Annotated in this window: 12 protein-coding genes; 5 read left to right on the forward strand and 7 right to left on the reverse strand. The window is 73.6% G+C overall.

Annotated features, from left to right (window positions below):
* Positions 1-65 precede the first annotated feature (65 nt).
* The 7 genes from hisG to IXW69_RS09215 all read right to left on the reverse strand — a co-directional run bounded on the left by hisG (position 66) and on the right by IXW69_RS09215 (position 7,241).
* Positions 66-911: an ATP phosphoribosyltransferase gene (gene hisG / locus IXW69_RS09185; RefSeq protein WP_194786046.1), complete on the reverse strand. Its 846-nt coding sequence runs from the start codon at positions 909-911 to the stop codon at positions 66-68.
* Positions 912-994: 83 nt separating this feature from the next.
* The gene (locus IXW69_RS09190) at positions 995-1,258 is read right to left on the reverse strand and encodes a phosphoribosyl-ATP diphosphatase (protein ID WP_194786047.1); all 264 of its coding nucleotides are present in this window, start codon (positions 1,256-1,258) and stop codon (positions 995-997) included.
* Positions 1,259-1,368: 110 nt separating this feature from the next.
* Positions 1,369-2,994, reverse strand: a complete 1,626-nt coding sequence (locus tag IXW69_RS09195; protein ID WP_194786048.1) for an ABC-2 family transporter permease — start codon at positions 2,992-2,994, stop codon at positions 1,369-1,371.
* Complete coding sequence (locus tag IXW69_RS09200) at positions 2,991-3,764, reverse strand: ABC transporter ATP-binding protein (RefSeq protein WP_194786049.1); 774 nt, start codon at positions 3,762-3,764, stop codon at positions 2,991-2,993. The genes IXW69_RS09195 and IXW69_RS09200 overlap by 4 nt, the downstream gene beginning before the upstream one ends.
* A gap of 102 nt (positions 3,765-3,866) precedes the next feature.
* The gene (locus tag IXW69_RS09205) at positions 3,867-4,628 is read right to left on the reverse strand and encodes a response regulator (protein WP_194786050.1); all 762 of its coding nucleotides are present in this window, start codon (positions 4,626-4,628) and stop codon (positions 3,867-3,869) included.
* Positions 4,625-6,013 carry a sensor histidine kinase gene (locus IXW69_RS09210; RefSeq protein WP_194786051.1) on the reverse strand — a complete coding sequence of 463 codons (1,389 nt, stop codon included), beginning with the start codon at positions 6,011-6,013 and terminating at the stop codon, positions 4,625-4,627. The genes IXW69_RS09205 and IXW69_RS09210 overlap by 4 nt, the downstream gene beginning before the upstream one ends.
* A 7-nt stretch (positions 6,014-6,020) precedes the next feature.
* Positions 6,021-7,241 (reverse strand): DUF3866 family protein, encoded by a 1,221-nt coding sequence (locus IXW69_RS09215; RefSeq protein ID WP_194786052.1) that lies wholly within the window; start codon positions 7,239-7,241, stop codon positions 6,021-6,023.
* Between the two features lie 187 nt (positions 7,242-7,428).
* Here IXW69_RS09215 and IXW69_RS09220 point away from each other — a divergent pair, with 187 nt between their 5' ends.
* From IXW69_RS09220 to IXW69_RS11935, 5 genes are all read left to right on the forward strand, one after another.
* Positions 7,429-8,400, forward strand: coding sequence for a helix-turn-helix transcriptional regulator (locus IXW69_RS09220; RefSeq protein WP_323745264.1), 972 nt, complete (start codon positions 7,429-7,431; stop codon positions 8,398-8,400).
* Position 8,401: 1 nt separating this feature from the next.
* Positions 8,402-9,397: a helix-turn-helix transcriptional regulator gene (locus IXW69_RS09225; protein ID WP_194786054.1), complete on the forward strand. Its 996-nt coding sequence runs from the start codon at positions 8,402-8,404 to the stop codon at positions 9,395-9,397.
* A gap of 119 nt (positions 9,398-9,516) precedes the next feature.
* Complete coding sequence (gene tatA / locus IXW69_RS09230) at positions 9,517-9,822, forward strand: Sec-independent protein translocase subunit TatA (protein WP_228525211.1); 306 nt, start codon at positions 9,517-9,519, stop codon at positions 9,820-9,822.
* Between the two features lie 124 nt (positions 9,823-9,946).
* On the forward strand, positions 9,947-10,900 hold the full coding sequence (gene tatC / locus IXW69_RS09235) for a twin-arginine translocase subunit TatC (protein WP_194786055.1): 954 nt from the start codon (positions 9,947-9,949) through the stop codon (positions 10,898-10,900).
* A 47-nt stretch (positions 10,901-10,947) separates the two neighbouring features.
* On the forward strand, positions 10,948-11,079 hold the full coding sequence (locus IXW69_RS11935) for a hypothetical protein (protein WP_267240562.1): 132 nt from the start codon (positions 10,948-10,950) through the stop codon (positions 11,077-11,079).
* Positions 11,080-11,100 lie beyond the last annotated feature (21 nt).

Below are 11,100 nucleotides of genomic sequence, written 5' to 3' on the forward strand. Positions count from 1 at the left end.
CGACGGCGGGTCGGGAACCACCTGGTTCCCGACCCGCCGTCGTGGTCTCCCGGAGCGCCACGCCCTCAGAGGGGACAGGCGCCCAGCCCCCTCACGAGGATTGCGCGGGCGCCCACCTCGTAGAGCTCGTCCATGACGCGGTTGACGTCCTTGCGCGGCACCATGGCGCGCACGGCCACCCAGTCCGGGTTCTGCAGCGGCGAGACCGTCGGCGACTCGAGGCCGGGCGTGATGGCTGTGGCGAGGTCGAGGTCGTTCATCGGGATGTCGTAGTCGACGAGCACGTAGGAGCGCGCGCGCATGACGCCCTCGAGCCGACGGACGAGGGTAGCGAGGGCCGGCTCGTCGCGGTACTGCTCGGTGGTGATGAGGACCGCCTCGCTGGCGAGGATCGGCTCACCGAAGGTCTCCAGCCCCGCGGCGCGCAGCGTCGTGCCCGTCTCGACGACGTCGGCGATGAGGTCCGCGATGCCGAGCTGGACTGAGGACTCGACGGCGCCGTCGAGGTGGACCGTCTGGGCCTGGACGCCCTGCGATTCCAGGTAGCAGCGGACCAGGACGTCGTAGGACGTGGCGACGCGCCGGCCCTCGACGTCGGCCAGCGTGCTCATGGTCCCGGCCGGGGCGGCGAAGCGGAAGGTGGAGCGGGCGAAGCCGAGCGGCAGGTGCTCGACGGCGTCGACGCCGGAGTCCAGGAGGAGGTCGCGGCCGGTGATCCCGGCGTGGACGGTTCCCTGGCCGACGTAGACGGCGATGTCGCGGGGCCGTAGGAAGAAGAGCTCGACGTCGTTGGCCTCGTCGACCAGGACGAGCTCGCGGCCGGTGCGGCGCGTGCGGTAGCCGGCCTCCTTGAGCATGGTGGTGGCGGGCTCGGACAGTGAGCCCTTGTTCGGGACGGCGATGCGCAGCATGGGCGTGGTGGTCCTGTCGATGCGGGTGGGGCTGGCGGTGCTGGTGTCTCAGCGATGGCGCGGGACGCGGGGGAGCGGTGCGCTCACAGGTACTTGTAGACGTCCTCGAGCGTGTAGCCCTTGGCGATCATCATGACCTGGGCGTGGTACAGGAGCTGGCTGATCTCCTCACAGGCCTCGGCGTCCGTCTCGTACTCGCAGGCCATCCAGGACTCGGACGCCTCCTCGACGAGCTTCTTGCCGATGAAGTGGACGCCCTTGTCGAGCTCCTCGACGGTGCCGGAGCCGGCGGGACGCTCCGCGGCCTTGGTGCTGAGCTCGGCGAACAGGTCCTCGAAGGTCTTCATGCGCCCAGGCTAGCGGGCGCAGGCGCCCAGCCGACCAGCTTCCCGCTTGGTGGTCCCTCACGCAGCCCGGCCCGGCCCGCTCGCACGGACTCTGAGACTCTCACTGACTCTCACTCCGCGCCGGCCCGGGCCGCCCGACGCGAGCCCACCCGCATGACGAGCAGCGCGACGACCGTGATGAGGACGCTGAGCAGGACGATCTCCAACCAGGTCCCGGGGTACTGCCCGGCGACGGCGGACCAGCCCCACGGGGCCCACCGCCACAGTGACGCGGTGAGGACCTCGTTGCCGTCGATGACGAGTGAGTCGAGGAGGCCGAGCACGCCGACCGCGATCGAGGCGCCCAGCCCTAGCCACTGCGTCACCGCCATGGACACGGCGACGAGCATCGCCGTGACGAAAGGGACCGTGATGAGTGCGTACACGGTGCTGCCGGTCCCGCCGACGGCGGCGGAGGCGCCGATGATGACGAGCACGAGGCCCAGCACCGCGGAGGGCGTGGCGCTCAGCGCCGTCACGAGCCGACCCGGGCCCTGCCTGGTGAGGAGCAGGCGCCACGGCTCGGCGACCGACCGCCACGTCATCGTCCCGACGGTCGTCGCCGCGACGGGCAGGCCCACGAGCGTGAGGATCGACAGCGCCGTCGACGGGGAGTAGACGACCCGGACGACGAGGAGCAGGGCGAGGAGGAGGACGGCCAGGGCCGCCCACGTCGGCCACGGGAGGGTGGGAAAGAGCGCCCCCACCACGGCGGGCCGCCGGCTCGCGCCCGCGACGGGTGAGTCCCAGGGGCGAACCATCTCGTGGACGGCCGGCCTCGGCGGCTCGACCTCGGTGGCGCCCGCGAGGGTCGCGGCCGACGACCGTGGACGACGCGGTCGGCGGAGAGCGGTCCGTCCGGCCCCCAGCAGGAGCAGGAGCCCGACGGCGCCCACGGCCGCGGTCAGCGCCATTGACGGCCACGAGGCGTAGCCCCACGCCGGGTCGCCAGGATCGAGGTTGACGGAGTTGCCGTGAACCCCTAGCAGAGGCAGCTGCCCGCGCACCAACCAGGTCCACGGGCGCACGAGCCAGCCGGAGGACTCGGCCTGGACGGCGCCCGCCACGCCCAGCACGAGGGCGGCCGCGGGTGCGAGACCGACGGAGGCGACGCCGAGGAGACCCGCGACGAGCAGGCCCCACACCGCCGCAGCGGTCTGGCCCACGGTCCACATGGCCAGGAGCGTGGACCAGGTGCCCACCGGCCCCCAGCCCTCACCGGTCAGGAGGGACTGGACGAGCACCGGGGCGATGACGAGCACCTGGCACAGCAGCGAGCCGAGGGCGAGCACGCAGACCCGGGCGAGCACGACCCGCCGGGAGCTCACGTCGCGCCAGGCGGTGCCGCCCTCGCGCCAGCGCGCCTCGCGGGTGCGAGCGAGCGCCCCCATGAGCGCGCCGAGGGGCAGGAGGACGAAGAAGGGGTAGAAGGACAGCCAGCCGAGGACGTTGCCGTCCCAGCGGCCTTCCGCCGAAGCGAGGCCGTTCGCCGTGGCTGACGCGGCGATGCGCACGCAGAAGAGCGTCGCGGCGAGCCCCACGAGACTCGCGCCCCAGGTGAAGGTGCGGTGGTGGCGGAGGAGCTCGGCGCGCAGGACCGAGACCCGCCCGCTCCCGAGGGGACGAGGTGCGCAGCGACGGGACGCGCCGTGGTCGGTGCCCGTGGTCAACGAAACGGAGACCGCGTCGAGGCTCATCGCAGGGCCTCCGTCGCGCTCGAGGCGGCGGTCGTGGTCGCGGCGCCGGTGACCAGCGAGAGGTAGGCATCCTCGAGGCTCGTCGAGCTGGTACGGTCGGCGAGCCCGTCCAGGGGCCCCTCGTAGACGAGGCGTCCACCCACGAGGACGCCGACGTCGTCGGCCATGCGGGCCATCTCGCCGAGCTGATGGCTGGAGACGATGACGGTGCGGCCGGCGTGGGCGAGGGAGCGCAGCAGGTCGCGCAGCTCGATGATGCCCTGAGGATCCAGGCCGTTCTGCGGCTCGTCGAGGATGAGCACCGCCGGGTCGGTGAGGAGGGCCATCGCCAGCGCGAGTCGCATCCGCATCCCGGTGGAGAAGCCCTTGGCCCGCTTGCGGCCGGTGCCCGCCAGGCCGACGGCGTCGAGCACCGGACTGATGGCCGCCGGGTCCGTGCCGGTGAGGCGGCAGTGGACGAGGAGGTTCCGGCGCGCGGAGAGCTGGGGGAAGAGCGCGGGGCCGTTGATCGAGGCGCCCACGTGGCGCAGCGCCTCACGCGACCAGGGGTGCCCGAGCACCTCGACGGTGCCCGAGTCGGCGCGCAGCAGGCCGAGGGTGACGGAGAGCGTCGTCGACTTGCCGGCGCCGTTGGGCCCGAGCAGCGCGTAGACGCGGCCCGGACGGGCGGTGAGGTCGAGGCCCGTGAGGACCTGCTGCCGGCCGTAGGAGCAGGTGACGCCCCGGAGCCGGAGACCGGCGGGGACCGTGGGGGCTGGTGCTGTCGTCATGGCCCCAGCGTCCTCGGGCGGCGACGGCGGCGGATCCCCCGTGGGGATCGCGCTCGCGGGCGGCCTCGCCTGCGGCCTCCCCCCTGAGGGGGAGACTGCGCGTCAGACGGTGACGAGGCCCGCCCGGTAGGCGTGGACGATGAGCTCGACGCGGTTGCGGCAGCCGGTCTTGCCCAGGACCGCCTTGACGTGGGTCTTCACGGTCGACTCCGCGAGGAAGAGCCTCGCGCCGATCTCGGCGTTCGACAGGCCCTCGCACACGAGGTCGAGCACGTCGCGCTCGCGGCCCGTGAGGGGTTCGAGGAGCGCCGAGGTGCGCGCCGGGGCCCGGTCCGCGTCCGCGGTGACCTCGCGCTCGGTCGCCGGCACCGTGGCGGGCCCTGCGACGGTGTCGGCGTCGTCGCCCAGGTGCGCGAGCACCGTGCCGGTGACGGCCGGGTCGAGCCACGATCCTCCCGCGGCCACGGTCCTCGCCGCCTGGAGGAGGACGGCGGGGCTGGCGTCCTTGAGGAGGAAGCCTCGCGCGCCGGAGCGCAGGGCCCCGAGGATGAGCTCCTCCTCGTCGAAGGTCGTGAGGACGAGGACGGGTACGTCGGACAGCGCGGGGTCGGCCCGCACCGCGTGGAGCACGCCAAGGCCGTCGAGGACGGGCATGCGGATGTCGAGGAGCACGAGGTCGAGGGCTCCGGGCAGGGCCCGCAGCACCTCGAGCGCGGCGGCTCCGTCGGCCGCGGTCGCGACGACGGTGAGGTCGTCCTGGGCGTCGAGAAGCATCTGGAAGGCGCCTCGGAGCAGCTCCTGGTCGTCGACGAGGAGGACGCGCACCGGGTGCTGCGCGTCAGCGGGGCGGGATGTCTGGGTCATGGAACGTCCTCGTCAGGGCTGGACGGAAGCGGAGCCTCGGGGACGGGCCTCGTGGGCCCTGGGCGGGCGGGGGAGGTGCTCACGGGAACCGACGCGGTCAGGGCGAACTCGGTGGTGCCCTCCTCCCGCTCACGGGCCTCGAGCGAGCCGCCGACGAGGCGCATGCGCTCGCGCAGGCCCTCGAGCCCGGTGCGCGAGCCCGTTGACGGCCGGGGACCTCCCGCAGGGAGCGGGTTGGTGACCACCACGGTGCAGCGGCCGTGCTCGACGGCGACGCGCAGGCGCGCGCTCCCGTCCCCGTGACGCAGGGCATTCGTGAGGGCCTCCTGCACGGCGCGCAGGACGGCGAGGCGCTGCGTGCGCGTCCACTCGGCGTCCGCTCGTGCGAGGGCGGCCTCGTTCGGAAGCTCGGCAGCGAGCGCCAGGCCCGCGGAGCGGGAGCGCTCCACCTCGCCTGAGAGGGCGCTCAGACTCGCTGTCGGCTCGACGTCGCCGACGCCGCGCAGCAGGCGGACGAGCTCTCGGACCTCGCGCAGCGAGGACTCCGCGGTGGACTCGATGAGGCGCAGCGCCCGGGCCTCATTGGCCTCGCCCGAGAGCTCGAGCCCCGTCGAGGCCTGGACCTTGATGGCGGTGAGGGAGTGCCCGAGCAGGTCGTGGAGCTCACGTGCCAGACGGAGCCGCTCCTCGGCGGCGGCGGTCTGCCGGGCGCCCTCGCGCGCGGTGTCGATCTCGCGGTACCTGTCCTCGAGACGGCGGCGCCGCGCTGACGCGTCGAGGGCGGTGAGCGCGACAGCGAGGAGGCAGACGGCGTCGGCGAGCACGATCGTGACGAGCGAGCCGCCGGAGCCGTCAACGGCCGAGGCTCCGGGCCGGTCGGCGGAGGCGGGGGAGAGGCGGTGCAGGACGACCGGGTTGACCAGGCTGCCCAGGACCGCGAGGGTGACGGCTGCCGTCGACCACCGGCGGTCTCCGTCCCACCGGATGACGGCGTGGACGGCGAGCAGCGCGACGAGGGCCACGGGTGAGAAGCCCAGCGTGACGGGCGAGGTCGCCACGACGAGCCCGTACCCGACGAGTCCGAGCGCGGTGACGCTCATTGAGAGACGTGCGACGCGCCGGCGCAGGACCTGGGCGAGGCCGATGACCGTGGTGAGCGTGACGTCGGCGACGTAGGGCCAGGCGGGGCCGAAGCGGCTGATGAGGCTCGCCTCGACGAGCGCGACGCCGAGGACGAGGACTGCGAGGAGCACGTCCACCAGGGGGACCGACCATCGCGCGCCCGCTGGTCCGAGGAGGACGCACTGGCGGCGCCAGTCCGTGGCGTAGAGGCGAGCCTCGACGTCGCGGGCGGTGACGGTGCCCCGACCCCGGGTCGGTCTCACTCCGGGCTCACCGTGCCTCGATCTCGGCAGCAGGCGGCTGGGTGAGGAGGTCCGCGGCGTGCCGCCCGGCCGCGGCCGCGGCGAGGAAGGCGGCCTCGTCCTCGTCCAGGCCGCGTCCCATGGTGGAGAGCCGGACGCCGGTGGCCTCCTGCATCGCGAGGAGAGCCTCGCGCAGGCCCTCCGTGGCGACGTCGACGAGGCGGTGGGGCTCGGCGCCGGGGCGCGATCCGCCGAGCGCCGCGGCGTCGGTACGTACGCGGTCACCGAAGGCACCGGGAAGGTCCGGGACGACGACGTCGGCGCCCGCCCGTGAGACCAGGCCGTAGGCGGTCAGCGAGTGGTGCGAGACCCCGCGGTGCCGCTCACGCGGGTCGGCGTCGCTCACCCGGAGGCAGGCGATCGCCCGGCCGCCGAGCGTCGCGACGGCGTTGACGGCGTCGCCGCAGGCGACCCCGGAGAAGCCCCACGGCGTGTCCGTGCCGAGGTTCCCGGGGCCCTGGATGACGACGACGGCCTCAGCCCGCAGCACGTGGACCGCGGCGAGCAGGGCGTTGTGGAGGCTGACGGCCTCGAAGTCACCGCCCCAGGCCTGGCCGGCGGTCACGGTCCCGTCGAGCCACCCGGACTCGGTGAGCGAGGCGACGGTGCGGGAGTACGTCATCGGGAGGGCGCCGCCGTCGGTCATGACGTAGACGACCCGCGGAGCGGAGGAGGTGGGCGCGACGGTCGTTGCGCACGTGCCGGTGCGGACGGTGGGGGAGCGCAGTCCCGCCAGGATCGCGGGAAGGGAGGAGTGCAGGTCCGCGATGACGACGGGGACGCCGTCGAGCCCGAGCTCGCCGACGGGGGCGCTGAGGAGCTCGTGGTGCTCCGTGCCCTGCTCGTCGACGCCCGTGATCATGACCTGGTCCGGCATGTAGCGGGCCTTGACGAGGTGCCCCTCACGCGGCGGGTCCGTCGGCAGGACGTCGAGGCGGGCGCTCACCATGGCGTGCCCGCCCGTCCCGAGCGCGCGGTCCAGTGCGGAGACCTCGAGCCGGACCCGCTCACCCGGATCGGGCAGCCCGGTGCCCTGCTCGTAGGCGACGGCTCGGCGCTCCTCGCCCGGCAGGATCGAGTCCGCACCGTCGGGGGCGGCCGTGACGCGGACGGCGAGCTCGGCGCAGCGGCGCCCCTCGGGCCCCCAGCTCCGCCGCAGGGAGAGCACCTCGCCGTCGCGCCACATCATGGGGCCACCCTATCGGTGCCGTGACCGACCGGTCACACGGCCTCGACGTCTGCGGGCCGAGGGGCGTCCCGGCGTCCCGGTGACGCGGTGCCGCGGTGTCCGCCGAGGTGCTGCGCCACCCACTCGTGACGAACACGTGTTCGATCGCTCAGCGCGTCCACGACCCCGACCCCCTACGCTGTGCGACGTGAAGTCCCCGTCCGCCGTGCCCGCCGAGGAACGCCAGGTCAACCTGCTCCTGGCCCTCCGCAACACCGTCACGGGCCTCGACCTCGACGAGATCCTCACCGGCGTCCACGGCTACGACGTCGGTCCCGGACCGGCCTCCGACTCCGCCCGCCGCATGTTCGAGCGCGACAAGGAGACGCTCCGCCGCCTCGGCGTGCCCGTCGTCGCGCTCGAGACCCCGACCGGCACCCGCTACCGGGTCGACGAGGAGGACTACGCCCTCCCTGAGGTGACCCTGACGGGCGCCCAGGCCGCGGCCCTCGACCTCGCGGCCTCCGCGTGGCGCGACGGCACCCTGCCCACCACGGCCCGGCACGCCCTCACCAAGCTCCGCGCCGTCACCGACAACGACGCCGAGCCAGGGGTCCTTCCCGACCTGTCCGTCGACCTGCCCGGCCAGGAGATCCCCGACGTCCTCGTCGCCGCCGTCCACGACCGGCGCCGGGTCGTGTTCTCCTACACGAGCGCCTCGAGCGCGACGGCGCGGCGCCGCACGGTCGAGCCGCACGCCCTGCGCCTCGCCGAGGGGGCCTGGTACCTCGACGCCCTCGACGTCGACCGGGGAGAGCTCCGCACCTTCCGCCTCGCCCGCATCACGGGGAGCGTCGAGCCCGTCGGCGAGGCCGGCGCCTTCGAGCCGCCCGCCCGCCCACGGGTCGCCGAGCACGTCGCCGTCCTCGCCCTCGCGCCCGGACGGGGCCTCGGCCTGCGCCAGCGCGCACGGCGGCCCGCGATGCGCCCGACGTCGACCGTCCCCGTCCCGCCGGGTGACTGGGACGTGCTCGAGGTCCCCTACTTGGACCCCTTCGGCTTCGCCGGCTCGCTGGCGTCGCTCGCCGACGCAGTCGTCGTCCTGGAGCCCGCGGCGCTGCGCGAGGACGTCCTCGCGCACCTGCGCGGCGCTGCCGCTCTCACCACGGAGGAGGACTGACGTGGCCCGCCCCAGCTCCACCGACCGCCTCGTCCGCCTCCTCGCCCTGCCCGCCTGGGTCGCCGAGCACGACGGCGCCACCCTGACCGAGGCCGCCGCCCACTTCGGCGTCCCTCCCGAGACCATCGAGGCCGACGTCTCCACCTTGTGGGTCTCCGGCCTTCCCGGCGGGATGCCCGGCGACCTCGTCGACTTCTCCGCTGACGCCTTCGACGCCGGCCGGCTCAGCCTCACGCTCCCACTGGGCCTCGAGCGGCCGGTGAGGCTCTCCCGCGAGGAGGGCTCCTCCCTGCTCCTCTCACTGCGCGTTCTCCGCGGTCTCCTCGGCACCGACGCCGACGCCGCGGCCGCGCTCGTCTCCTGCGAGGAGGTCCTCACGAGCCTCCTCGGGGGAGCGCCCGCTGAGGAGACCGCCGCCGTGCCCGTGGACGAGGGCGTCCTCGCCGTCGTGCGCGAGGCCCTCGCCGACCGCCGGCGCCTCCACCTCTCCTACGTCTCGGCGACGGACACGCCCTCCGAGCGCGACGTCGACCCGATCCGCCTCACGAGCGACGGCTCCCACCTGTGGCTGCGCGCCTGGTGCCTCAGCGCGAAGGGCGAGAGGAGCTTCCGCCTCGACCGTGTCCGCTCCGCGGCCCTCACCGGTGAGCGGGCCACCGCCCACCGGGTCAGGCGCGGCTCGGGCGCCGAGTCCGAGGAGGCCGCCGGTCCGGAGACCGCCGAGCTCCTCCTCGCCCCGGGCGGCCGGTGGCTCGCCGAGCAGGTGCCCTGCGAGGTCCTCGAGCAGCGCCCCGACGGCACCACCCGCGTGCGCGTCACGGGCCGCGACCGCACCTGGCTCGTCGGCCTCGCGCTGTCCGCCGGGCGGCACCTCCTCGCCGTCGAGCCCGCCGACCTCGCCTCCGAGATCGCCCGCCGGGCCGACGCCTCCCTGCGCGCCTACGGGGACGCCGCGGACCGAGGTCCCGCCGAGGAGCCGACGGCGACGCACGAGTGAGGCGTGCCATACGCCGAGGGGTGAACACGTGAGCCACTGGTCTGGCCCCCTCCTGACCTGCCGCTAGACTCAAGGCGTTCCGAACCGAACCAACGTCTACACGGAAGTAGGACATCCTCATGGTGAAGCCCTGGCACTGGATCGTGCTGCTCATCCTCATCCTCCTCATCTTCGGCGCCAACAAGCTCCCCGAGATCGCGGGCAGCCTCGGCCAGTCGATGAAGGTCTTCAAGAAGGAGGTCAAGGAGCTGCGCGACGACGAGCAGCCGGCCACCGGCGCCACCGCCGTCCAGCCGCAGCAGATCCAGCAGCCTCAGCAGGGCACCTACTACACGCAGCCCACGCAGCAGGGCCAGACCGCCCCGGTCCAGAACCAGCAGCCGCAGCAGCAGTACCCGACGGACCCGACGACGCCCGCCAACTGACCCGACCCTGGTGTCCGGTCGGAGACCCGGTCACCAGGACCAGCTCCACGAAGCAGCACGGGTGCGCCAGGGCGCGCCCGTGCCGTCGTGAGCACAGACGAGCACCCGGGAAGAAGGAGACGGCATGCCGCACGTGCCCAAGGTCTCGAAGGTGGACCGCAAGACGAACCCCGAAGGGGTCATGTCGATCAGCGACCACCTCCGCGAGCTGCGCAACCGCCTCCTCATCGCCGCCGCGGCGATCCTCATCGGGTCCGTGGTCGGCTACTTCTTCTCCTCCAGGGTCATCGACATCCTGCAGTCTCCGCTCAACGCGGTGCGCGACGCCGGCTACACCGTCAAGTTCAACTTCGACGTCATCACCGGCGCCTTCGACCTGCGCCTGCGCGTGTCCATGTGGCTCGGCTTCCTCGGCACGGCCCCCGTCTGGCTCTACGAGCTGTGGGCCTACATGGCCCCTGGCATGACGAAGAAGGAGAAGCGCTACGTCTGGGGCTACGGCGTCGCCAGCCTGCTGCTCTTCGGCACGGGCGTCGCCCTCGGCATGGCGATCCTCCCGCACGCCATCCTCATCCTGCTGAACTTCATGCCGCACTCGACGTCGGCCATCCTGCAGTACTCGTACTACTTCTCCTTCGTCATGAGGCTGCTGCTCGTCTTCGGCATCGCCTTCCTCCTGCCCGAGCTCCTCGTCGCCCTCAACCAGCTCGGTCTCCTCAAGGGCAAGACGATGCTCAAGGGCTGGCGCTGGGCCGTCGTCTTCATCTTCGCGTTCATGGCGGTGGCGAACCCCCTGCCCGACCCCTGGTCCATGATCCTCATGGCCCTGCCCATCTGCGGCCTGTACTTCGGAGCCTGCTGGATCTCCATCCGTCACGACAAGCGCCAGGAGAAGAAGAAGGCGCAGCTCGACGCCGAGCTCGACGCCGCCCTCGCCACCCCGGCGCCGACGGGCGTGTCCGCGCTGCCCGCCTCGACCCCGCAGCAGACCCAGCCCGCTCCCGCTCCCGCGCTTCCCGCGGCCGAGCAGCCCGGCACCGCGGCGGGCGAGCTGCCCCCCGCCGACTCCCAGGCCTGAGCGTCGACCGTCTTACCAGCCCACGACCGCACGCACACGTGCAGCCCATGAGCCGTTCGCTCCGCATCGCCGTCCTCGGCAACCCCACCGCCCGCCACCTCGGGATCCCGCACCACGCCCCCGAGGCCGCGACCTCCCTGCTCCTGAGCGAGCTCGCGCCCGCGCGAGCGGGCCGCTGAGCCGCCTGCTTGCGCTGAGCG

Origin of the sequence: Actinomyces haliotis (genome assembly GCF_015355765.1) — a bacterium.
Lineage (GTDB): Bacteria > Actinomycetota > Actinomycetes > Actinomycetales > Actinomycetaceae > Actinomyces > Actinomyces haliotis.

Excerpts from the sequence above, each read along its gene's own strand:
- hisG (WP_194786046.1), bottom strand. The coding sequence starts at position 911 with ATGCTGCGCATCGCCGTCCCGAACAAGGGCTCACTGTCCGAGCCCGCC.
- IXW69_RS09190 (WP_194786047.1), bottom strand. The coding sequence starts at position 1,258 with ATGAAGACCTTCGAGGACCTGTTCGCCGAGCTCAGCACCAAGGCCGCG.
- IXW69_RS09195 (WP_194786048.1), bottom strand. The coding sequence starts at position 2,994 with ATGAGCCTCGACGCGGTCTCCGTTTCGTTGACCACGGGCACCGACCAC.
- IXW69_RS09200 (WP_194786049.1), bottom strand. The coding sequence starts at position 3,764 with ATGACGACAGCACCAGCCCCCACGGTCCCCGCCGGTCTCCGGCTCCGG.
- IXW69_RS09205 (WP_194786050.1), bottom strand. The coding sequence starts at position 4,628 with ATGACCCAGACATCCCGCCCCGCTGACGCGCAGCACCCGGTGCGCGTC.
- IXW69_RS09215 (WP_194786052.1), bottom strand. The coding sequence starts at position 7,241 with ATGATGTGGCGCGACGGCGAGGTGCTCTCCCTGCGGCGGAGCTGGGGG.
- tatA (WP_228525211.1), top strand. The coding sequence starts at position 9,517 with ATGGTGAAGCCCTGGCACTGGATCGTGCTGCTCATCCTCATCCTCCTC.
- tatC (WP_194786055.1), top strand. The coding sequence starts at position 9,947 with ATGCCGCACGTGCCCAAGGTCTCGAAGGTGGACCGCAAGACGAACCCC.
- IXW69_RS11935 (WP_267240562.1), top strand. The coding sequence starts at position 10,948 with ATGAGCCGTTCGCTCCGCATCGCCGTCCTCGGCAACCCCACCGCCCGC.